The sequence below is a fragment of the Bradyrhizobium sp. LTSP849 genome (assembly GCF_000938255.1).
In the GTDB taxonomy this organism is placed as follows: Bacteria; Pseudomonadota; Alphaproteobacteria; order Rhizobiales; family Xanthobacteraceae; genus Bradyrhizobium.
In genome coordinates, this window is sequence record NZ_JYMR01000004.1 from 297,758 (window position 1) to 317,933 (window position 20,176).

The 20,176-nt window shown below is 64.8% G+C and carries 24 protein-coding genes; 5 read left to right on the forward strand and 19 right to left on the reverse strand.

Annotation, left to right across the window (positions count from 1 at the left end):
- Positions 1-261: 261 nt before the first annotated feature.
- From UB31_RS03735 to UB31_RS03760, 6 genes are read right to left on the reverse strand one after another with little or no spacing between them, the layout of a single operon-like run.
- Positions 262-1,137 (reverse strand): amidohydrolase family protein, encoded by an 876-nt coding sequence (locus UB31_RS03735; RefSeq protein WP_045009850.1) that lies wholly within the window; start codon positions 1,135-1,137, stop codon positions 262-264.
- A gap of 13 nt (positions 1,138-1,150) precedes the next feature.
- Positions 1,151-1,546: a RidA family protein gene (locus UB31_RS03740; protein ID WP_045009851.1), complete on the reverse strand. Its 396-nt coding sequence runs from the start codon at positions 1,544-1,546 to the stop codon at positions 1,151-1,153.
- Between the two features lie 25 nt (positions 1,547-1,571).
- Positions 1,572-2,375 carry a 2-oxo-hept-4-ene-1,7-dioate hydratase gene (gene hpaH, locus UB31_RS03745; RefSeq protein WP_045009852.1) on the reverse strand — a complete coding sequence of 268 codons (804 nt, stop codon included), beginning with the start codon at positions 2,373-2,375 and terminating at the stop codon, positions 1,572-1,574.
- A 3-nt stretch (positions 2,376-2,378) separates the two neighbouring features.
- Positions 2,379-3,239: a fumarylacetoacetate hydrolase family protein gene (locus UB31_RS03750; protein ID WP_045009853.1), complete on the reverse strand. Its 861-nt coding sequence runs from the start codon at positions 3,237-3,239 to the stop codon at positions 2,379-2,381.
- A gap of 43 nt (positions 3,240-3,282) precedes the next feature.
- Complete coding sequence (locus UB31_RS03755; RefSeq protein WP_045002351.1) at positions 3,283-3,900, reverse strand: flavin reductase family protein; 618 nt, start codon at positions 3,898-3,900, stop codon at positions 3,283-3,285.
- 3 nt (positions 3,901-3,903) lie between these two features.
- Complete coding sequence (locus UB31_RS03760; protein ID WP_045002595.1) at positions 3,904-4,869, reverse strand: Bug family tripartite tricarboxylate transporter substrate binding protein; 966 nt, start codon at positions 4,867-4,869, stop codon at positions 3,904-3,906.
- A gap of 136 nt (positions 4,870-5,005) precedes the next feature.
- Here UB31_RS03760 and UB31_RS03765 point away from each other — a divergent pair, with 136 nt between their 5' ends.
- From UB31_RS03765 to UB31_RS03775, 3 genes are all read left to right on the forward strand, one after another.
- Positions 5,006-5,815, forward strand: a complete 810-nt coding sequence (locus UB31_RS03765) for an IclR family transcriptional regulator (RefSeq protein WP_045002350.1) — start codon at positions 5,006-5,008, stop codon at positions 5,813-5,815.
- A 97-nt stretch (positions 5,816-5,912) separates the two neighbouring features.
- On the forward strand, positions 5,913-7,208 hold the full coding sequence (locus UB31_RS03770) for an O-acetylhomoserine aminocarboxypropyltransferase (protein ID WP_045009854.1): 1,296 nt from the start codon (positions 5,913-5,915) through the stop codon (positions 7,206-7,208).
- A gap of 4 nt (positions 7,209-7,212) precedes the next feature.
- Positions 7,213-7,995, forward strand: a complete 783-nt coding sequence (locus UB31_RS03775; RefSeq protein ID WP_045009855.1) for an alpha/beta fold hydrolase — start codon at positions 7,213-7,215, stop codon at positions 7,993-7,995.
- A 7-nt stretch (positions 7,996-8,002) separates the two neighbouring features.
- Here the strand turns inward: UB31_RS03775 and UB31_RS03780 are convergent, their stop codons facing one another.
- Positions 8,003-8,956, reverse strand: a complete 954-nt coding sequence (locus UB31_RS03780; RefSeq protein ID WP_156175157.1) for an aliphatic sulfonate ABC transporter substrate-binding protein — start codon at positions 8,954-8,956, stop codon at positions 8,003-8,005.
- Positions 8,957-8,978: 22 nt separating this feature from the next.
- Positions 8,979-9,212 (reverse strand): hypothetical protein, encoded by a 234-nt coding sequence (locus UB31_RS03785; RefSeq protein ID WP_045009856.1) that lies wholly within the window; start codon positions 9,210-9,212, stop codon positions 8,979-8,981.
- Positions 9,213-9,602: 390 nt separating this feature from the next.
- Between UB31_RS03785 and UB31_RS03790 the strand changes: the two genes are divergently transcribed.
- A complete protein-coding gene (locus UB31_RS03790) occupies positions 9,603-10,334 on the forward strand; it encodes an SDR family NAD(P)-dependent oxidoreductase (protein WP_045009857.1) in 732 nt (243 codons plus the stop codon).
- A gap of 161 nt (positions 10,335-10,495) precedes the next feature.
- Here the strand turns inward: UB31_RS03790 and UB31_RS03795 are convergent, their stop codons facing one another.
- Genes UB31_RS03795 through phnG form a run of 9 tightly spaced genes read right to left on the reverse strand, consistent with a single transcriptional unit; the run spans position 10,496 to position 17,429 of the window.
- Positions 10,496-11,107: a pyridoxamine 5'-phosphate oxidase family protein gene (locus tag UB31_RS03795; protein WP_045009858.1), complete on the reverse strand. Its 612-nt coding sequence runs from the start codon at positions 11,105-11,107 to the stop codon at positions 10,496-10,498.
- Positions 11,108-11,132: 25 nt separating this feature from the next.
- A complete protein-coding gene (phnN, locus tag UB31_RS03800; protein WP_045009859.1) occupies positions 11,133-11,729 on the reverse strand; it encodes a phosphonate metabolism protein/1,5-bisphosphokinase (PRPP-forming) PhnN in 597 nt (198 codons plus the stop codon).
- A complete protein-coding gene (locus UB31_RS03805; protein WP_045009860.1) occupies positions 11,726-12,877 on the reverse strand; it encodes an alpha-D-ribose 1-methylphosphonate 5-triphosphate diphosphatase in 1,152 nt (383 codons plus the stop codon). The genes phnN and UB31_RS03805 overlap by 4 nt, the downstream gene beginning before the upstream one ends.
- Positions 12,878-12,891: 14 nt before the next feature.
- Positions 12,892-13,590 carry a phosphonate C-P lyase system protein PhnL gene (gene phnL, locus UB31_RS03810; protein ID WP_045009861.1) on the reverse strand — a complete coding sequence of 233 codons (699 nt, stop codon included), beginning with the start codon at positions 13,588-13,590 and terminating at the stop codon, positions 12,892-12,894.
- Between the two features lie 22 nt (positions 13,591-13,612).
- The gene (gene phnK, locus UB31_RS03815; RefSeq protein WP_045009862.1) at positions 13,613-14,410 is read right to left on the reverse strand and encodes a phosphonate C-P lyase system protein PhnK; all 798 of its coding nucleotides are present in this window, start codon (positions 14,408-14,410) and stop codon (positions 13,613-13,615) included.
- Complete coding sequence (locus UB31_RS03820) at positions 14,403-15,299, reverse strand: alpha-D-ribose 1-methylphosphonate 5-phosphate C-P-lyase PhnJ (protein ID WP_045009863.1); 897 nt, start codon at positions 15,297-15,299, stop codon at positions 14,403-14,405. The genes phnK and UB31_RS03820 overlap by 8 nt, the downstream gene beginning before the upstream one ends.
- Positions 15,296-16,399: a carbon-phosphorus lyase complex subunit gene (locus UB31_RS03825; protein WP_045009864.1), complete on the reverse strand. Its 1,104-nt coding sequence runs from the start codon at positions 16,397-16,399 to the stop codon at positions 15,296-15,298. The genes UB31_RS03820 and UB31_RS03825 overlap by 4 nt, the downstream gene beginning before the upstream one ends.
- 3 nt (positions 16,400-16,402) lie before the next feature.
- Positions 16,403-17,011, reverse strand: coding sequence for a phosphonate C-P lyase system protein PhnH (gene phnH / locus UB31_RS03830; RefSeq protein WP_045009865.1), 609 nt, complete (start codon positions 17,009-17,011; stop codon positions 16,403-16,405).
- A 4-nt stretch (positions 17,012-17,015) separates the two neighbouring features.
- A complete protein-coding gene (gene phnG / locus UB31_RS03835; protein ID WP_045001845.1) occupies positions 17,016-17,429 on the reverse strand; it encodes a phosphonate C-P lyase system protein PhnG in 414 nt (137 codons plus the stop codon).
- Between the two features lie 158 nt (positions 17,430-17,587).
- Between phnG and phnF the strand changes: the two genes are divergently transcribed.
- The gene (gene phnF, locus UB31_RS03840) at positions 17,588-18,316 is read left to right on the forward strand and encodes a phosphonate metabolism transcriptional regulator PhnF (RefSeq protein WP_045009866.1); all 729 of its coding nucleotides are present in this window, start codon (positions 17,588-17,590) and stop codon (positions 18,314-18,316) included.
- A gap of 131 nt (positions 18,317-18,447) precedes the next feature.
- Here the strand turns inward: phnF and phnE (UB31_RS03845) are convergent, their stop codons facing one another.
- Together phnE (UB31_RS03845) and phnE (UB31_RS03850) are read right to left on the reverse strand one after the other, a co-directional pair.
- Entirely contained in the window at positions 18,448-19,293 is an 846-nt protein-coding gene (gene phnE / locus UB31_RS03845) for a phosphonate ABC transporter, permease protein PhnE (RefSeq protein WP_045001847.1), read from the reverse strand.
- Positions 19,290-20,174, reverse strand: coding sequence for a phosphonate ABC transporter, permease protein PhnE (gene phnE / locus UB31_RS03850; RefSeq protein WP_045009867.1), 885 nt, complete (start codon positions 20,172-20,174; stop codon positions 19,290-19,292). The genes phnE (UB31_RS03845) and phnE (UB31_RS03850) overlap by 4 nt, the downstream gene beginning before the upstream one ends.
- Between the last annotated feature and the right edge of the window lie 2 nt (positions 20,175-20,176).

Here is a 20,176-nt window from a genome sequence, read left to right on the forward strand (position 1 = left end):
CCACGAATGCGCCGCGCGGCGCCTCCGGTGTTACCGAGAGGTTAATGCGACGGCCCCGTCACTATGATGTGGGCCGCGAGTGCTACTCCATCACCATCACCTCCGCGCAATGGCAAAGCCATTGTCGCTGAAGGCGCCGAAGCGAAGCGGAGGCCTCGAAGCGCGACAGCCCGGCTGCATCGGGGCCGTCCATCCTTCGAGGCTCGCTACGCGAGCACCTCAGGATGACGGAGCTAGCAGCCTCATCACGGCGAGGCCTTACTAATCCGAAAACCCGAACAACTTTGCCGGATTGTGCACGAGGATCTTCTCTAGCTCGGCCTGGTCCGGCGCGTAGCGGAACATCAGCTCGAGCAGGTCGGCATCGTTGGGCGGCTGCTTCACGGAGACCGGATGCGGCCAGTCGCTGGCCCAGACGCAGCGGTCGATTGCTGCCTCGATATAGGTCCGCGCGATCGGGATCACGTCGTCATAGGGGGGCCCGGCCTGCGAGGTCTTCTCGCCGAGCGACAGCATCACCCAGAAATTGCCCTTGGCGAGCAGCTCGAGCATTTTTCGCAGGTTCGGATCATCCTTGCCGCGCCAGGGTTCGGGTCGCGCCATATGGTCGATCAGCACCGGCACGTCGAGATTCTCGTACTTCGCGACGCTGGAAACGATGCCGTCCTTTTCGGGCTGGATTTTTGCGTACCAGCCGAGCTCGCGGATTCGCGCGATGGCTCGGGCGAAATCCTGATCCGACAGCACGGCGCCGAGCTCCTGACGGAAGCTGAAGCGGGCGCCGCGGACGCCCGCGTCATGCAGCTTCGCAAGATAAGTGTCATTCGCCTCCGCGAACACCAGCGCGTTGGCGCAACCGCGATAGTTGGGGCCCATCGCCGCAAGAGCATCGAGCACAACGGAATGGTCGGCGCCATAGGTCGTGGTCTGCACGATGATGCCGCGCTCGATGCCGAGCGTCTTGTGCACGCGGAGCGCCGCTTCCCAGGTCGCGCTCGGCATCTGGTAGGCCGCGCCGGGGCGGATCGGATATTTGTCCAGCGGTCCCAGCACATGAAACTGGCTGTCGACGGTCTTCGGCGGCGGCGCCTTGATTGGACGGCGCGGGTTGGGGTCGAACGGCAGATAGGTCGGCATGCAAAATGCTCCTTCAGTCGATCACAGCGGTGAAATCGCACTGCACCAGCGCACCGCCATCCATGTTGTCCATCGGCAGCGCATGGCGCGCCGGGCGCGAATGCTCGTCCGGAAACATCTTGAGCCATTCGACATTCACCGGTCCGCGCTGTGTGCGGTCCTTCAGCCACACCGTCATCTTGATGATGTCATCGGTCGAGCCGCCGGCGGCCTCCACCGTCGCCTTCATATGCGCGAACATGTTGGCGCATTGGGCGTCGAGGCTCTCCGGCATCGCGCCGGTCGCACCATCGCGGCCGAGGATGACGCCGGACATCACCAGATTGCCGATGCGACAGGCGTTCGGAATCGGATTGGCGTGCTTGAAGCCGCCGATATGAATGCTCTTGCGCCGCGGTTGATCCGTCATGGTGCGCTCCCTCTCTCTTATTGGTTCAGACGAACTGGCACGACACCGAGCCGAACGTGCCATAGTCGGCATGAAACGTGTCGCCGCGGCGGATGTCGACCGGACGCGTGAACGATCCGGCCAGCACGACCTCGCCGGCCGCGAGATGCTCGTCATGCGGCGCCAGCCGATTGGCGAGCCAGGCGATGCCGTTGGCGGGATGATTGAGTACGCCGGCTGCAAGCCCGGTCTCCTCGACCTCGCCGTTGCGGAACAAGAGCGCACCGATCCAGCGAAGATCCGCATCCATTGGGCGGAACGGGCGGCCGCCCAACACCAGCGCGGCATTGGCCGCGTTGTCCGAGATCGTGTCCATAACCTTGCGGGTCTTGCCAGTCTCCGGATCGACGCGATGCATCCGCGTCTCCAGAATTTCGAGCGCCGGCGTCACATAGTCGGTGGCGTTGAGCACGTCGAAGATGGTGCAATCCGGCCCGCGTAGCGGCGCCTTCAGCACGAAGGCGAGCTCGACCTCGATCCGCGGCGCGTGGAAACGGTCGAACGGAATGGGCGTGGCGTCAGCGTAGAACATGTCGGCGAACAGCACGCCGTAATCGGGCTCAGCGATGCCGACTGCGTTCTGCATCGCCTTCGAGGTCAGGCCGATCTTGTGGCCCTTGATGACGCGGCCGCGGCCAAGCTGGAGCTTGGTCCAGGCGCGCTGGATCGCGTAGGCATCCTCGATGGCGAAATCGGGATATTCTTTCGAGAACATCGGGATCAGCACCTTGCTGCGCTCGGCTTCATCCAGGCGCGCGGCAAGGCGTTCGATCGTGGCAGTATCCAGCATGGCCTATTGCTCCGCAGCCACGGTGTTGCTGAGCACGCCGATGCGGCTCGATTCGACCTCGACGACGTCGCCCACCTTGAGCCAGCGCGGCGGGTCGAAGCGGGCACCAGCTCCGGTCGGCGTCCCCGTCACGATCATGTCGCCGGGCTTCAACGTGGCGAATGTGGAGAGATACGAGATCAGAAAGTCGAACGGGAACATCAACCGCTCGGTTGTGTCCTGCTGCCGCACCTCGCCGTTGACGCGCGTGATGATGTCATGGGGCCCGCGCGGATCCAGTTCGTCCGCGGTGACGATCCAGGGACCGATGCTGCCGGAGCGATCGAAATTCTTGCCCTGCGTGACGTTGAACTTGCCGTGGCGCAACCAGTCCCGCACCGTGCCTTCGTTGCACAACGTCATGCCGAAGATGTGCGCGAAGGCCTTGTCGCGCGGGATGTGCCGGCCGCCCTGGCCGATCACGATGACGAGCTCGCCCTCGTAATCGAGCTGCTCCGACACTTTCGGCTTCTCGAGCGGCTGGCCGGAGCCTGTCATCGACGACATGCTGCGCACGAACAGGCTCGGATATTTGGGCAGGTCCGAGCTGTCCTTATATTCGGCGTTACGCTCGGCGTAGTTGACGCCGATGCACCAGAGCTTTTCCGGCGCCAGCACCGGCGGAAGCAGGACGAGATCCCTGAGCGCGTAGTCCGGCTTTTGGCCGGCCACCGCTTGCTGCGCATCGGCGAGCGCGTTGGCCGCGATCAGCGCCTTCACGTCGGAAAAATCGTGGCCGATCCGCTTTGTCAGATCGACGACACCGCCGTCGATCGTCGCGCCGTAACGCGGTTCTCCGTCCAAGAGATAGCTCAGCAAGCGCATTGTCGTTCACTCCAATGGTCGTCAGGCGGCGCGGCCGGTGCGCTCAGTCGGTCGATTTCGGGGTCTGGAACACGGCGCCAAGCGTCACGATCTCGCCGAGGCGGGCGTAACGCGGGCCGCCGATGCGCGCGATCGGGTCGAGCGCCGAGGTCTCGACCTTGCCGTTGGTCACGAGACCGTCGCGGATGTGGAACATCACGACCTCACCGACGATGAGCCGGCTGCGGGCGTCGCCAAACTCGAGGCACTGCCGGAAGCGGCACTCCATCGCGACGGGTGCGGCCGCAAGCCGGCGCACCTTGATGCGCTCGCTGGCGAGCGTCTCGAGGCCGAGCTCCGCGACCTCACTGATTTCGGGCGGATGCTCCACGGAGCTGTCATGCACCGCAGACATCAGCGGGGTATCGGCGATGTGAATCACATATTCCTCGGTATCGAGGATGTTGTGCGCGGTGTCCTTGTAATCGGCGCCCTTGCGGCCGACGCTGATGGCGAGCATTGGCGGCTTCTGCGAGACGAAGGTGAAGGCGCTGAAGGGGGCGAGGTTGAGCACGCCGCTCCGCGACAGGCTCGTCACCCAGGCAATCGGACGCGGCACCACAATGCCGGTCATCAATCGGTAGATGCGCTCCGCGCCGAGCTCGGTGGGGTCGATCTGCATCGCTCAGTCAGCCCTGATGTTGGCCTTGCGCACAATCGGAATCCATTTGGCGTCCTCACGCTCGAGATAGGCCGTGAACTCGGCCGGCGTCATCGGCACTGCTTCGGCGCCGAGCTTGTCGAACTTGTCAACCACGGCGGGGTCTTTCAGGATCGCCACCAGCGTCTCGTGCAGTCTGTCGACGATCGGCGCCGGCGTGCCCGCGGGCGCGAACAGGCCGGTAAAGGTCTGGGCGTCGAAATCCTTGTAACCAAGCTCGACGAAGGTCGGTACGTCCGGCAGCGCGTTCAGCCGATGCGGGCTGGTCACGGCCAGCGCGCGGAACAGGCCGCTCTTGATGTATTGCAGGCTGACCGAGAGCTGGTCGAATGCGAATTGCACCTGCCCGCCGAGCAGATCGTTGGTCGCGGGTGCATTGCCGCGGTAATGCGCCGTGACCCATTGCAGGCCGAGCGTCGACTGCATCAATTCGCTGAGCAGATGATTGGTGGTGCCGGGACCGGGCGAAGCCATGGTCAGCTTGCCGGGCTCGCGCTTGGCGAGATCCAAAAATTCCTTCAGCGTCGTGGCCTGCACCGAGGGATGGACCTCAAGCACCAGCGGCGTCATCGAAATGGTCGAGATCGGCAGGAAATCCTTCTTCCAGCTATAGGCGTCGCGCTTGTTGATTTCGGTCGCGAACAGCACCGGACCGTTGGCACCGACGAACAGGGTGTAGCCGTCGGCGGGCGATTTCGCGAAGGCCTCGCCCGCGATCATGCCGCCGGCGCCGGCCTTGTTCTCGATGATGAAGGGCTGGCCAAGCTTTTCCTGGAGCTTGTCGGCGATGATGCGCGCCGCGCTGTCGACATTGCCGCCGGCCGGATAGGGCACGAGCAGCTTGACGCTGCGCGCCGGCCATTGCTGGCCCGCCGCCGGCCCGGCCAGCATTGCAGCAACAGCAGCCAGAACTATCCAGAGCGATCTCATCTCAACCTCCCGCAGGCGGATCCGGCCCGCCCTGTTCTTGTTGCTCACCGGCGCCGCCCGCGGCGCTCCGATCGGGCCGCAATCTTCGGATGCGCGCTTTACCTGTCGAGGGAATTGTGGCGTTCTTGTCCATATTATGGACAAGAGACCATCCTCGATAACCGCCCGCGGCATGACAGAACCGCGACAGGGCGCGCAGGCAATCCGGCGCGCCCTGTCGGTGCTGCGTATTCTTGCCGCAGGCCGCGAAGACGGCGTGCCGCTGGCCGAGGTCGTGCAGGCGACCGGCCTCACCCGCCCGACGGTACATCGCATCGTTCACGTGCTGATCGAGGAAGGCATCGTCGAACGGCACGATAAAACTGGCCGGTACGCAATCGGCAACCAGGTGCCGGAGCTGGCACTCGCGCGCCCGCGGCCCTCGCCGCTGCTGGTCGCCGCAGGTCCTTCGCTGCGGCGCGCCTCCGCCGAGATCGGCGACACGCTGTTTTTGACGGTGCGGACCGGCAACGACACGTTGTGCGTCGACCGCAGGATCGGCGCTTTTCCGATCCAGGTGCTGTCGATCGAGGTCGGTGCACGCCGCCCGCTCGGCGTCAGCAGCGCAGGCGTCGCCATCCTGGCCGCGATGCCGGCGCCTGACGCGCGAAAAATCGTCGCAGCCAATGAGAAGCGGTTCGAGGCCTACCGGACCGATACTGCGACCGTGCTCGGCCAGGTCACCGCGGCGCGGCGGCGCGGGTACGGCATGCGGGAGATCGGCCTCGTGCAGGGCACGAAATCGATCTCGACCTGGATCAAGACGCCGGACGGACACCCCGCGGCGGCGATGACAGTGTCGTCCGTTCGGACGAGGCTCGGCCCGCGCCGCGAGCAGGAGGTCGCGGAGATTTTGCTGCGGGAAGCGCGGACCATTGAGCAGGCGATCCACGACCGTCCTGCCTAGCGCTGCGACCTGTCACACAGCGCTGTCAATGGGCTGACTTGGCGCGTCGTTTTGTGGCAAAAGGGCCGCCATCGCCGACCGACCAACGAGGCCAAGCATGCCCGCACCCAAACCGCCTGCTTTCGAGACCCTGAGCCTGCATGCGGGCCAGCATCCGGATCCCGCGACCGGCGCCCGCGCGGTGCCTATCTACCAGACCACGTCCTACGTGTTCCAGGATTCCGATCACGCGGCTGCGCTGTTCAATCTGGAGCGCGCCGGACACATCTACACGCGCATCTCCAATCCGACCACCGGCGTGCTTGAGGAGCGGCTCGCGGCGCTGGAAGGCGGCGTCGGTGCGATCTGCACCGCGAGCGGCATGGCCGCGCTGCATCTCGCCATCGCAACGCTCTTGAATGCCGGCGACCACATCGTGGCGTCGAGTTCGCTTTATGGCGGCACCATCAATTTGCTGGTGCACACGCTGCCGCGGTTCGGCATCACCACGACGTTTGTGAAGCTGCGCGATATCGATGCGTTCCGCGCGGCGATCAAGCCGAACACGCGGCTGGTGATCGGCGAGACCATCGGCAATCCCGGCCTCGAAGTGCTCGATATCCCGAAGGTCGCGGCGATCGCGCATGACGCAAAAATTCCGCTGCTGATCGACAACACTTTTGCCACGCCCTATCTCAGCCGACCGATCGAGCTGGGGGCCGACATCGTCATGCATTCGGCGACCAAATGGATCGGCGGCCATGGCATCGCCATCGGCGGCGCCATCGTCGATGGCGGCCGTTTCGACTGGCGCGACTCCGGCAAGTTTGGTGTGCTGACCGAGCCCTATGGCGGCTATCACGGCATCGTCTTCGACGAACAGTTCGGCACCGCGGCCTTCATCATGCGCGCGCGCACCGAAGGCCTGCGCGATTTCGGCGCCTGCCTGTCGCCGACCAACGCGTTTCAGCTCTTGCAGGGTGTTGAGACGTTGGGTGTGCGCATGGACCGTCACATGCAGAACACGCACCTCGTGCTGGAGGCGCTCAAGGCCAACAAGGCCGTCGACTGGGTTCTGCATCCCTCGCTCGAGGACCACCCCGACTATCAGCTCGCAAAGACATTGCTGCCGCGCGGCGCCGGCTCGATCGTCTCCTTCGGCATCAAGGGCGGACGGCCTGCGGGGCGCAAGTTCATCGAATCGCTACGCATGATCAGCCATCTCGCCAATGTCGGCGACGCCAAGACGCTGGTGATCCATCCCGCCTCGACCACGCATCAGCAGATGGACGCCGAGCAGCTCAAAACCGCCGGCATCGGCGAGGAGCTGGTGCGGCTGTCGGTCGGCATCGAGACCGCAAGCGACATCATCGACGATCTCGCGCAGGCGCTGCGCATCTCGCAGAAGGTTTGACACGATGAAGCTCTCCGTCAACGGCACTGAGGTGTTTGTCGCAACCGGCGGCCGCGAATTCGACAAATCCCTGCCCGCGGTGGTGTTCATCCATGGCGCCGGCTTCGATCATTCGACCTGGGCGCTGCACACGCGCTGGTTCGCGCATCACGGCTTTTCGGTGCTGGCGCCCGACATGCCCGGTCATGGTCGTTCAGCCGGGCCTTCGCTGGGAAGCATCGCGGAGATGGCTGACTGGACGGCTGCGCTGATCGATGCGGCCGGTGTCGCGAAGGCGCATCTGATCGGCCATTCCATGGGCTCGCTGATCTCGCTGGAGACGGCGGCGCGTCATCCGGACAAGGTCTTCGCGCTGAGCCTGATCGGCACGGCCGCGACCATGACGGTCGGCCCGGATCTCCTGAAGGCAGCCGAGGCCAACTCGCAAGATGCAAACGACATGGTCTCGATCTGGGGTCTCGGCTTCAACGCCGATCTCGGCGGCAGCCTCGCACCGGGCCTGTGGATGCACGGCGGCGCGCAGGCTGTGCTGAAGCATTGTCAGCCGGGCGTGCTGTTCAAGGATTTGTCAGCCTGCAATGCTTACGCGAATGCGCTCACCGCTGCCGCAAGCGTGAAGGTGCCGACCACGCTCATTCTCGGGGAGCGGGACATGATGACGCCGGCGAAAGCGGGCAAGGCGCTGGCGGCCGCGATTCTGCATGCGAGGACTGTCGTCGTGCCGGGCGCGGGCCACATGATCATGGCCGAGCGCCCGGATGAGTTGCTGGCGGCGCTGAGGGGTTGAGGCCTGCTCAGGAGCCCGGAGTCCACTTCCAGACGATATCGGAGACGTTGACCGGCTTCGGGATCAGGCCGAGTTTTGCAAAGCGGTCGGCGACGGCCTGCTGGCTTTTGATCACGTCCGCATCGACCGGCACCGTGCGATAGTTGGAGCGATCGACGAAGCGTCTGATCGCTTCGATGTCGACGCCGGTGGCGTCGGCCTGCGCTTTTGACACCTCCTCGTGATGCGCCTCCGCCCACACGCCTTCGGAGGCGAAGGTCGCATTGAGCTTCGCGACCAGGGACGGATATTTATCCACGAAGTCAGTGCCGGCGATGTAGAAGGCGTTCGGCTGATGGACGTCCTTGTCGAGGGCGATCACCCGCGCATTTTCCTTCAGTTCGGCGAGCGCAAAATAAGGATCCCAGATCGACCAGGCATCGACCGAACCCTTGACGAAGGCGGCCGTCGCATCGGCTGGCGCAAGCGGCGCCGGCGTAATGTCGGACCAGGCGAGGCCGGCCTTCTCAAGGGCCGCGACCAGGAGATTGTGCGCGCTCGATCCCTTGCCGAAGGCGACGCGCTTGCCCTTGAGGTCGGCAAGCGTCTTGATCGGCGAGTCCTTCGGCACGACGATCGCCTGGCTCTTGCCGTCCGACTTCACCGCCGCCACATAGCGGATCCTGGCGCCGCCGGCCTGCGCGAAGACCGGCGGGGCGTCGCCGACATAGCCGAAATCGACGCTGCCGACATTGATGGCCTCCAGCAGTGGCGGACCGAACTGGAAGTCGATCCACTTGATCTCGATGCCGAGCGGCTTGAACGCGTTCTCGAGCGTCTGGCGCTGACGCACGGCCGGGAAGAAACCGCCCTTCTGCGTTCCGATACGGATTTCCGTCGGCTTGTCCTCGGCGTGCGCGGGCGCGGCCAGGGCAGTTGCGAGCAGGAGTGTCGTTGCGAGGATGTATCGTCTCGTAATCATGACGTGGTCCTTTCGGTTAAGATCAGTGGGCGGCGAGTTGAGAATTCGCGCGCCGGCTCCGCTCGGAGTACACGGCGCGTGCAGCGCGCTCGGCCTCGCGTGCCGAGCGGAACTGCCGGCCTTCGAGGCTGTCGAACAGGCGCTCTGAGGAGAAGAAGCGGAAGCCGCGCGCATCCCTTGTGACGATGCCGGCGGCGCGGTCGTGAATTTCGATGATGTAGGCGTTTGACTGGGCTTGAAATTGGCCTTGGGACATGGCTGCTCGCTCGCCGGGAGTTCGGCGTTCCTGTCTTAAGATTTGCGGTGTGAGATGTTGCTAGAGGACGATCAGCAACAACAACAGGCGCCAGTGGCCGCCGAGAAACAGCGTCGCGTCATGCATTCGTGCATGTCGTTCGGGCTACGCTGGTGATCGGTTCTCATATGGCGGCTTCGGCTCAAGGAGCAGTTTCGATGCCGCAAATATCGAGTGTTCGGGCCGATTGGTCAATGAAATGGCTATCCATAATTAGCGCCGGCGCGCATTGGCACTTCTCCGGGTGGAAGCAGCGGCAAACGAATTCATCTCGCGATGAGTTCAACGCAGCCGCGCGGCCGGCCGTGCTACTGTCGGGCCAACATGGAACAAATGGCAGGGAGGCCGGCGATGGCGAATGATCTGAAGGGGCGCACGGCGCTCGTCACCGGCGGTTCGCGCGGGATTGGTGCAGCCGTCTGCCGCACGCTGGCCAAAGCCGGCGCGGCGGTGGCGATCAACTGCCGTGAGCGGATCGGGCAGGCGGAACAGCTGGCGGGTGAAATCAACAAAAGCGGTGGCCGCGCCGTCGCCATTGCCGCCGACGTGTCACAGCGTGAAGCTGTCACCGCGATGGTCGAACGAGTCACGGCGCAGCTCGGGCCGATCGACATCCTCGTCAACAATGCCGGCATTGCGATTACGCGCGGCGTCGATGATCTCACCGAAGACGATTTCGACCGGACGATTTTGGTCAACCTGAAATCGGTCTTCCTCTGCACGCAGGCGGTGCTGCCCGCGATGCGCGCCAAGAAATGGGGCCGCATCGTCAACATTTCCTCCGGCGCCGCGCGCGGCGCTGGCTCGATCGGGCCGCACTACAATGCATCCAAGGCTGGCATGGAAGGATTGACGCGCGGCTATGCGGCGCGGCTGGTCAAGGAAGGCATCACCGTCAACGCGGTGGCGCCGTCGCTGATCGAAACCGACATGATGAGCGGGCAGCCGCAACTCATCAGTCGCATCCCGCTCGGCCGCTTCGGCACGGCGGACGAGGTGGCCAAGGCCGTGATGCTGCTGGTCGACAACGCGTATATGACCGGGCAGACCATCGCGCTGAGCGGCGGGATGGCGTTTAATTAGTGCGATCTTCCTTCTCCCCTTGCGGGAGAAGGTGGCGCGAAGCGCCCGATGAGGGATTCTCTCCACGCGCAACGCTTTTCGGGAGGATAGAGACCCCTCACCCGTCTCGCCGCTAACGCGGCGAGCCACCCTCTCCCACAAGGGGAGAGGGAAGAAAACGCTCACCACATCGTCGCGGCTGCGCGCTCGGGCCAGATGCGGTCGTATTCATCGCCGCCAACCGTGTTCTGGCTCATCTCGGCGAGGATCTGACCCGGCGTCGGCAGCGCCTTCGGGTCGATGCGCTTGTCCGGATTCCAGAGATCGGAGCGGACGATGGCACGGGCGCACTGGAAGTAGATTTCCTCCACATTCATCACCATGACGCTGCGCGGCGCCTTGCCCTCAACCTTGAACGAAGCCAACAGATCCGGATCGACCGAGAGATGGGCGCGGCCGTTGGCACGGACTGCGTTGCCGGAGCCGGGGATCAGGAACATCAACGACACGCGGGGATCGCGCACGATGTTGCGCAACGAATCGACCCGGTTGTTGCCGCGGCGATCCGGCAGCATCAGGGTCCGCCGATCATGGATGCGCACGAAGCCAGGGAGATCGCCGCGCGGCGAGCAATCGATGCCCTCCGGCCCGATGGTGGCAAGCGCTGCAAATGGCGCCTTCTCGATGAAGATGCGGTAGAGCGGGGTAACGTGGTCAGCGACTTTCACGGTCGAGGCGTCACCGACGGCGCCGTAGATGGCCTCTAGCTCTTCGACCGTCTTGATCACCGTCATTCCGCCCTCTCCCGGTTGTGCCGGGCTAGTCGCGCCAGCATTCATTCCTGATTACGCGCACAAGCTGGCGGCCGTGATAGTCCGCGCTGCCGGCGTTGAGGATAGTGACATCGGCCTGCGCAGCGGTGTCATCGACGCTGCGCGCGAGGCGCTCTGTGATATTGCCATCGCTGTGACGGGCGCGCGCGGCAAGCCGCTGCGCCAGCACGTCCGGCGGCGCCGTGATCGCGACCACGACGACGTTGGCATAGGCCTCGCGCAGCGCGGCAATGACAGTGCGCGAGACGTTGACGACGACGGCGCGGCCGGCGCGGATGTCGTCGTTGATGTCGAGCGGCAGGGCATAGGAGTGCCCGTGAGCGTCCCACGACACGGCGAACTCGCCCCGCTCGCGCGCGCGACGGAATTCGTCGGGACCGAGCGCAATATTGTCTTCGTCAGCGGAGGATTCGCGCGTCACGACACGGCGCGGGAAGACGACATCGTGATCATCGACACAGGCCGCCTGCGCCAGACGCAGCAGCGTGTCCTTGCCGGCACCGCTCGGGCCGACCACGAGCACAAGCCGACCGGGCCCGATCGCGCCAGCCTGCTCCGCTGCCGTCGTGACGGTCTCGCTCATGCGACGCGGCCCCCTTCGCGCCAGACGCTGCGAACGACGGGAACGCTGCCCGCGACATGCACGCGGATCAAATCGGCGCGCTTGCCGATTGCGATCTCGCCGCGGTCGGTGAGGCCGACCGCCTCGGCGGGCGCTTTCGTCACGGTGCGAACCGCCGCCGGCAGGCTGATCGCGGGCACATGCTCGGGCAGTTGCAGCGCGGCCATCAGGAGGCTGGACGGGATGTAGTCCGACGACAGGATGTCGAGCAGGCCTTCGCGGGCGAGATCGACGGCGGCGATGTTGCCCGAGTGCGAGCCGCCGCGCACCACGTTCGGCGCACCCATCAGGATGCCAATGCCGGCGTGGTGCAGGCCGCGCGCAGCCTCTAACGTGGTTGGGAATTCCGCCACCGAAACGCCGTCGCGCACCGCATCCACGACATTCTCCTCAGTGGTGTCGTCGTGGCTGGCGAGCGGAATTTTGTATTGATGCGCCAGCGCAACGATCTGGCGCATGTTGGTCTCGGCATAGGCCTTCTGATACTCGAAGCGTTTTGCGAACAATTCGTCGAGCTCGGCGTCGGTCTTGCCGCCACCCTTGCCACGATAATAATCGCGGAGCTTGCCTTCATCGCGGAACTGACGCTGGCCGGGCGTGTGGTCCATCAGCGACATCAGCCGCACGTCGGGACGGTCGATCAGCTCCTTGGCCTCCTCGACCACGCTCGGCATCGGGATCTCGCAGCGCAGATGCAGGAAGTGGTCGGCGCGCAGCAGATCGCCATCACGCGCAGTCGTGATCGCCGCGGCGAGCACGCCGGCACGACCATCGACCTCCTCGGCGCCGTCCTCGCGCCAGACCCGAAGCGAATCGAACACGGTGGTGATGCCCGATGTGGCGAGCTGGCCGTCATAGGAGATGACGGCTGCGACCGGATTCCAGAACACCTTTGGCCGCGGCACGTAATGCGCTTCGAGATGATCGGTATGGAGCTCGATCAGGCCCGGCATGATCAAATCGCCGCCGGCGTCGTCGGCGCCCGCGGGCGCCCTGCCCTCACCGATCTCGGCGATGCGTCCGTTGGCAAGAGCGAGCCAGCCCTGCTCGATCACCCGGTCGGCCAGCACGATCCTGGCGTTGGCGATCACGGTGTCCTTCGGCTTCATATCGTTCTCTTCCTTCAGGCCGCGGCGGCAAAGCTGGTGACGTCGACGATGCGGTCGGCAATCAGATGGCGGATCTCGTCGTCATGGACGATCGCGACCATGGCAACGCCCTGACGCTTCTTCTCGCCGATCAGCTCGACCACGACGGCGCGGTTGGCCGCGTCAAGCGAGGCGGTCGGCTCGTCGAGCAGCAGGATCGGCAGCTCCGAGATGAAGCCGCGCGCGATGTTGACGCGCTGCTGCTCGCCGCCGGAGAACGTCGCGGGCGGAAGCTGCCACAGCCGCTCGGGGATGTTGAGACGATGCAGAAGCTCTCCCGCACGCGCTTGCGCGTCGGCTCGAGCCATTCCGTTCACGATCAAGGGCTCCGCGACGACGTCGACGGTCGCAACCCGCGGCACCGCGCGCAGGAACTGGCTCACATAGCCGATGGTAGCGCGGCGGACATTGAGGACCTGCCGCGGCTCGGCAGTGGCCAGATCGATCACCTCGCCGCGGTGGCGGATGCCGATGCGGCCGGAGTCGCAGCGGTAATTGCCGAAGATCATTTTCAGGATCGACGATTTGCCGGCACCGGACGGCCCGGACAGCACAACGCATTCGCCCGGGTCGACGTGAAAGGTCACGCCGCTCACCACCGGCAATTCGATGCCGCCTTGCAGGTGCATCGTAAAGGTCTTCTTGGCGTCAGTGATATCGATCATGGCGGTCATTGGAAGGCTCATCTTGGAAGACTTATGGCGGCAGGATCGAGGAGACGAGGAGTTGCGTATAGGGCTCGCGCGGATCGTCGAGCACCTGGTCGGTGAGGCCAGTCTCGATGACGCGGCCGCCCTTCATCACCATCACGCGATGCGACAGCAATCGCGCCACCGCGAGATCGTGGGTGACGATGATGACGGCGAGGTTCAGCTCGGCGACGAGACTACGCAGGAGATCGAGCAGGCGCGCCTGGACAGACACATCGAGCCCCCCGGTTGGCTCGTCCATGAACACCAGCCGCGGCTCGGTGACGAGGTTGCGCGCGATCTGGAGGCGCTGGCGCATGCCGCCGGAATAGGTGCGCGGCGCATCGTCGATGCGCGCGACGTCGATCTCGACACGGGTGAGCCAGTCGGACGCGGTGTCGCGGATGCGGCCGTAGTGATTCCAGCCAACCGCCATCAGCCGCTCACCGACATTGGCGCCGGCCGAGACCGCCATGCGCAGGCCCTGCGCGGGGTCCTGATGCACAAAACCCCAATCAGTGCGGAACAGGAAGCGCCGCTCGGCTTCGCCGAGCGTGGCGAGATCGCGGGTGACGCCGTCGCGCATCTGGTAGGACACATGCCCGCCGCTGGCGGCGAGCTGGCCGGACAGGAGCTGGAGCAGCGTCGACTTGCCCGACCCGGATTCACCGACGATCGCCAGCACCTCGCCGGGATAGAGCGAGAAGGACACGTCGCGGCACGCGGCGATGCGGCCGTAGGACTTGCTGAGGGATTTTGCGACCAGCAAGGGCTCGTCGTGCTCAAGCGCGTTCTGATCAGCCATTCGACTTCTCCTGCGCCTTCTCCTTGTACGGCGCCGCACTCAGGCTGCCGTGATGGCCGGCGGCCTGGCGGCCTTCGCAGAAGTCCGTATCCGAGCAGACGAACATGCACCCGCCCTTGTCGTCGGTGACGATTTCGTCGAGATAGGAATTTTCTGCCGCACAGAGCGCGCAAGGCGCGTTGAAGCGATAGGGCTCGAACGGGTGATCCTCGAAATCGAGCGACACCACCTGGGTGTAAGGCGGGATCGCGTAGATGCGCTTCTCACGTCCCGCGCCGAACAATTGCAGCGCCGGGCAATTGTCCATCTTGGGATTGTCGAATTTCGGCGTCGGCGACGGGTCCATCACATAGCGCGCATTCACCTTCACCGGATAGGCGTAAGCGGTCGCGATGTGGCCGAAGCGGGCGATGTCCTCATAAAGCTTGACATGCATCAGGCCGTATTCGGCGAGCGCATGCATCCGCCGCGTCTCGGTCTCGCGCGGCTCGAGGAAGCGCAGCGGCTCCGGGATCGGCACCTGATAGACCAGCACCTGGTTTTCGTGCAGCGCCGTTTCCGGGATGCGGTGACGAGTCTGGATCACGGTTGCATCTTCCGTCGCCGTCGTCGTGGCAACGCCCGCGGTCTTGGCGAAGAATTTGCGGATCGAGATCGCGTTAGTGGTGTCGTCAGAACCCTGGTCGATCACCTTCAGCACGTCCTGGGGCCCGAGGATCGCCGCGGTGACCTGCACGCCGCCGGTGCCCCAGCCATAGGGCATCGGCATTTCGCGGCTTGCGAACGGCACCTGATAGCCGGGGATCGCGATCGCCTTGAGGATCGCGCGGCGGATCATCCGCTTGGTCTGTTCGTCGAGATAGGCGAAATTGTAGGCGGGCGCGTTCATTCCGCGGCCTCCTTCATGGCGTTGGGCGTATTGGCCTCGGCAAATTCCTTCCGCAGCTTGCGCAGGAGTCCGAGTTCGGACTGGAAGTCGACATAATGCGGCAGCTTCAGATGCTCGACAAAGCCGGTCGCCTGGACGTTGTCCGAATGTGACATGACGAATTCTTCATCTTGCGCCGGTGCCAGTGCTTCCTCGCCGAGCTCGCGGGCGCGCAGCGCGCGGTCGACCAGTGCCATCGACATGGTCTTGCGCTCGCTCTGGCCGAAGGCGAGGCCATAGCCGCGGGTGAAGCACGGCGCTTCCGTCGCAGAGCCCTTGAACTGGTTGACCATCTGGCACTCGGTGAGCTCGATCGAGCCGAGCGGCACGGCAAAGCCGACGTCCTCCGCGGCGAATTCGACCTCGACCTCGCCGAAGCGGATCTCGCCGGCGAAGGGATGGTTTCGGCCATAGCCGCGCTGGGTGGAGTAGCCCATCGCCAGCAGAAACCCTTCGTCGCCGCGCGCGAGATTTTGCAGGCGGAGGTCGCGGTCTGCCGGAAAGTTCAGCGGCTCGCGGGTGAGATCGCCCACGCTGGCGCCGTCTTCGGCTTGCGGCGAGGATTCAATCAACCCATCGCGACCCAGGATATCGGTCACGCGCGGCGTCGGCGCCGTCGAGGCCTCGCCCATTGCCGGCACTTCAGGCACGAAACCTTCGGCGAGCGCGGGATCAAGCAGCCGATGCGTGTAGTCGAAGGTCGGCCCGAGGATCTGGCCGCCGGGGATGTCCTTGAAGGTCGACGACACCCGCCGCTGCACCCGCATCGCGCCGGTGTCGACCGGCTCGCTGGCGCCGAAGCGCGGCAGTGTGGCGCGGAAGGCGCGGACCAGGAAGATCGCTTCGATCAGATCGCCGCGCGCCTGCTTGATCGCGAGCGCTGCAAGCTCGCGATCATAGAGCGAGCCCTCGCTCATGACACGATCCACGGCGAGGCCAAGCTGCTCCGAAATCTGGTCGAGCGAGACTTCCGGAACGCTCTGGTCGCCGCGCCGCGCATTGGCGAGCAAGCGATGGGCGTTCTCGATGGCGCGTTCGCCGCCTTTGACTGCGACATACATGCTTCAGCTTCCCTTGCTCACGACGCGCGTGGTGCGCGGGATCGCAACCACGGCGTCGTCGGCGACCAGAACCAAATCGATGCCACGCGGAAACAGCGTCTCATTCATACGCAACCGCTCGAACAGATCGGCCGGCTGGATCGTTGCCTGGAGTGTCGCGACACCGTCGATGCCGGGGCCGCGCAGCTCAAAGCTCCGTCCTCGGTCCAGGCTCTCGACCTGAATGATCACCGTGGTCGAACGATCCGGATATTCGCTGGTGCCGAGCGCGAAGCGCTCCAGCGCCGGAAGCGAGGCGCCATCGCTGATCAGCGCGAAGCTCGCGATCGAGGAATCCTGGATGACTGGTGCGCCGGTGTGGAATTTCAGCCATTTCACGACGTCGGAACTTTCCGACATCCGCGCATCGAGCCAGAGCGGCGTATCGTGGTCGAACAGCGTCAGCGCGATCGCAGCCGTGCCGCGCATCATCGTGTCAGGCGTTCCCGCCATAGGAACAATGCGCTGGACCGAGCCCGGTCGCGCCATCGCGTCCATGACTGAGCGAAAGGTCGATTGCGCCGACAACACCTTGTCGACGAAACCGGGCGGCAGTTCCGCAATCGTGGTCATGGCCTCACCCCTCACCGCGCACCATGGTGTAGAAATCAACCTTCGTCGCAGCGGTCTCTTCGGCCGCCTGCTTGCGCCGAATCATAAGCTGCTCGCGCAACGGTGCGATTACATCGCGTTCGACGGTCGCGCCAAAATCCTGCGACTGCACCAGCGCATCGCACAGCGCAATGAGCCGCGCCTTCTCACCGTCGCGCCCGAGGGTGTAGCCGAAGCCGACTTCGCCGCTCGCAAGCCGCACCGCCGCGCGCGACATCGTGGCCTCGCCGAGGTTGAACGGCGCGCCGTCGCCGCCGACCCGGCCGCGCAGCATCACCAGGCCGTTTTCCGGCTCGCGCAGATCCTGATGGCCAGGCAGGGGAATCGCGCGGAGGCGAGCGGCGATCTCGCCCGCCTCCGCGTGCGCCAGCACGGCCATGGCGGCCTTGCGCTGGGCTTGCTGGGTAGTGTGCTGGGTCACCGAAACCACCGACCTTGCCGAATTCAAGTTGTCTATGATAATAGACAACTTGATACGGAAGCGCCATGACTGTTTCGTGACAAAGGTGTGATTTTCGGGATAGGCTGACCGGCGACATGAGCATGCAGGACACCGCCTCTTCAGGCGTCGCGCTGTGGCGCCTCGTTGCCGATGGCATCGAGCGCGGCATCGCCGACGGCCGCTTCGCCGCAGGCGACAAACTTCCGGGCGAGATGGAGATCGCCGAAACCTATCGCGTCAACCGCCACACCGTGCGGCGTGCGCTGGCAGCCCTTGCCGAGCGTGGCCTGGTACGCGCCGAGCGCGGCAGCGGAACCTATGTCGAGGCGCAGAAGCTCGCCTATCCGCTGCGCTCGCGCACGCGCTTCTCCGAGATCGTCGGCGCCGGCGGCCGCGAGCCGCGGGGCCAGTTGATCGAGGCGTCCGAAGACGTCGCGACCCGCGAACTCGCGCGGGAGCTGGGCTTGAAGATCGGCGCGCCGCTGGTGCGAATCGAGGCCATTCGCCTCGCCGACCGCACGCCGATCTGTGTGTCCACCACCTGGCTGTCGGCAGAACTGTTTCCGAATGCGGGAGTCGTATTCGCGGCGACGCGCTCGATGACAAAGCTGCTTGAGCATTACGGCGTCCGCGACTATCGCCGCGGCGCGACCCGGATCACCGCCGGCATCGTCGACGCGACCGACGCGGCGCGGCTCGATCTGCCGCTGGGACGGCCGATCCTGGTGGTCGACGCCACCGACCTCGATCTCGACGGCAAGCCGCTGGTGACCAAGCATTCGCGGTTTGTGGCTGAGCGGGTGGAGTTTTTGGTGGAACCGTAGGGGAGCGCTCTCTCCACGAATCCGGACTCGTAGGGTGGGCAAAGGCGCTCTTGCGCCGTGCCCACCCTCTGTCCAAGCGTCGGTAAAAATGGTGGGCACGTTTCGCTTTGCCCACCCTACGGCACCGGCGATTACGCCACCGCCCGCCGCCCGATGATCGCAAAACGCAGCTTGCTCGAAATGAAATCGATCGCAGCGACCGCGACCAGTATCATCAGGATCAGGAACGACACTTTCTGCCATTCCAGCACGCGGATCTGCTCTGCGAGCTGAAGGCCGATGCCGCCGGCACCGACGATGCCGATAATGGTGGCCGAGCGGGTGTTGGATTCGATGAAATAGAGCACCTGGCCGGCGATCACGGGCAGCACCTGCGGCAACAGGCCGAAACGGATCTCATGCAAGGCGCTGCCGCCGGACGCGCGGATGCCCTCGACCTGCTTCTGGTCGGCGCCCTCGATCGCCTCGGAGAACAGCTTGCCGAAGGCGCCGAAATCCGACACGGCGATGGCGAGCACGCCAGCGAACGGGCCGAGCCCGACCACGTTGATCCACACCAGCGCCCAGATCAGCGTATCGACGCCGCGGATCGAATCGAGGAAACGGCGCACGGGGAAGCGCAGGATGTTCGGGACAACATTGCGCGCCGCGAGCAGACTGACCGGCAGCGCGAATATTGCGGCCAGCGTGGTGCCGAGCAGCGCGATGGACAGGGTTTCGCCGAGCGCCTTCAGATAGATCGGCAGGGAAGAGCCGGGATCGGGTGGGATCATCATCATGCTGATCCAGCCAAGCTGGCTGAGACCGGCGATGAAGCGCGACGGAGAGAAATCGAGATCGACCAGGCCGTAGATGAAAATGCCGAGCGCCGCGACAATCATTGCCGGGGTCGCAAGCCGCGCCGAGGCCGGGCGGTCGAACACATCGGGATAGCGCGCGCGGATCTGCGCGGTATCGACCTCCTGCGGCCCCGTCACGTCCGCGCCTCCTTGCCGAACAGGCGGCCACGCAGCCAGCCGGTCGAGATGTCGATGATGAAGACGGTGACAATGATCATGAGCAGGATAGCGCTGACGTCCGAATAGTAGAATTTTCGGATGGCGACGACGAGCTCCTGCCCGATACCGCCGGCGCCGACGAAACCCATGACGGACGCCTCGCGGACATTGATCTCGAAACGCAGCAGCGCATAGCTGGCGTAGCCTGCCGTCACCTGCGGCACGATGGCGAAGCGCATGCAGGAAAGCCAGCTTGCGCCGGTCGAGCGAATACCTTCGACCGGCTTCATGTCGGCGTTCTCGACGATCTCGGAAAACAGTTTTCCAAGCGTGCCCGTGGAGTGGATCGCGATCGCGAGCACGCCGGCCATCGGCCCGAGGCCGAAGGCGATGACAAAGATCAGCGCAAACACGATGCCGGGGACGGTGCGGGCAAATTCGAGCAGGCGCCGCACCACGAAGCGCAGCCATGGCCCCGGCGAGGTGTTTTCAGCCGCGAAGAAGTTGAGGGCGAAGGCGAACACCGCTCCGGTCAGCGTGCCGACGTAGCTGATCAACAAGGTCTCGCCCAGCATCTTCAGCCATTTGCGCCAGCCCCACAGCCATTCGCCGACATCGGTCCAAACGCGCTGGCCGCTGTCGAGCGTGAAGATGCGGTCGAAATAGCTGAGGAAATTGCCGAAGTAAGTGAACAGGGTCCGCAGGTTCACTTCCGCACCGATCGCGGCGAGAAGCAACGCTGCGACAAACAGCGCGACCCCAAGCAGAAGGCGCAGCCGCTTGCGCGCGACCGCCTGGTTATAAGCGGCGTTCAGCGCTGCGAGCTGTTGCTCGGGGAGGATCGAAACCGCAACCGTCATGG

Coding starts and splice junctions, on each gene's coding strand:
- UB31_RS03775 (WP_045009855.1), top strand. CDS start 7,213: ATGAAGCTCTCCGTCAACGGCACTGAGGTGTTTGTCGCAACCGGCGGC.
- phnL (WP_045009861.1), bottom strand. CDS start 13,590: ATGACCGCCATGATCGATATCACTGACGCCAAGAAGACCTTTACGATG.
- hpaH (WP_045009852.1), bottom strand. CDS start 2,375: ATGCTGGATACTGCCACGATCGAACGCCTTGCCGCGCGCCTGGATGAA.
- UB31_RS03765 (WP_045002350.1), top strand. CDS start 5,006: ATGGACAAGAGACCATCCTCGATAACCGCCCGCGGCATGACAGAACCG.
- UB31_RS03805 (WP_045009860.1), bottom strand. CDS start 12,877: ATGAAGCCGAAGGACACCGTGATCGCCAACGCCAGGATCGTGCTGGCC.
- UB31_RS03795 (WP_045009858.1), bottom strand. CDS start 11,107: ATGACGGTGATCAAGACGGTCGAAGAGCTAGAGGCCATCTACGGCGCC.
- phnK (WP_045009862.1), bottom strand. CDS start 14,410: ATGGCTGATCAGAACGCGCTTGAGCACGACGAGCCCTTGCTGGTCGCA.
- UB31_RS03750 (WP_045009853.1), bottom strand. CDS start 3,239: ATGCGCTTGCTGAGCTATCTCTTGGACGGAGAACCGCGTTACGGCGCG.
- phnH (WP_045009865.1), bottom strand. CDS start 17,011: ATGACCACGATTGCGGAACTGCCGCCCGGTTTCGTCGACAAGGTGTTG.
- UB31_RS03760 (WP_045002595.1), bottom strand. CDS start 4,869: ATGAGATCGCTCTGGATAGTTCTGGCTGCTGTTGCTGCAATGCTGGCC.
- phnF (WP_045009866.1), top strand. CDS start 17,588: ATGAGCATGCAGGACACCGCCTCTTCAGGCGTCGCGCTGTGGCGCCTC.
- phnG (WP_045001845.1), bottom strand. CDS start 17,429: ATGGCCGTGCTGGCGCACGCGGAGGCGGGCGAGATCGCCGCTCGCCTC.
- UB31_RS03785 (WP_045009856.1), bottom strand. CDS start 9,212: ATGTCCCAAGGCCAATTTCAAGCCCAGTCAAACGCCTACATCATCGAA.
- UB31_RS03740 (WP_045009851.1), bottom strand. CDS start 1,546: ATGACGGATCAACCGCGGCGCAAGAGCATTCATATCGGCGGCTTCAAG.
- UB31_RS03790 (WP_045009857.1), top strand. CDS start 9,603: ATGGCGAATGATCTGAAGGGGCGCACGGCGCTCGTCACCGGCGGTTCG.
- UB31_RS03780 (WP_156175157.1), bottom strand. CDS start 8,956: ATGATTACGAGACGATACATCCTCGCAACGACACTCCTGCTCGCAACT.
- UB31_RS03820 (WP_045009863.1), bottom strand. CDS start 15,299: ATGAACGCGCCCGCCTACAATTTCGCCTATCTCGACGAACAGACCAAG.
- phnE (WP_045009867.1), bottom strand. CDS start 20,174: ATGACGGTTGCGGTTTCGATCCTCCCCGAGCAACAGCTCGCAGCGCTG.
- UB31_RS03755 (WP_045002351.1), bottom strand. CDS start 3,900: ATGCAGATCGACCCCACCGAGCTCGGCGCGGAGCGCATCTACCGATTG.
- UB31_RS03825 (WP_045009864.1), bottom strand. CDS start 16,399: ATGTATGTCGCAGTCAAAGGCGGCGAACGCGCCATCGAGAACGCCCAT.
- UB31_RS03735 (WP_045009850.1), bottom strand. CDS start 1,137: ATGCCGACCTATCTGCCGTTCGACCCCAACCCGCGCCGTCCAATCAAG.
- phnN (WP_045009859.1), bottom strand. CDS start 11,729: ATGAGCGAGACCGTCACGACGGCAGCGGAGCAGGCTGGCGCGATCGGG.
- UB31_RS03770 (WP_045009854.1), top strand. CDS start 5,913: ATGCCCGCACCCAAACCGCCTGCTTTCGAGACCCTGAGCCTGCATGCG.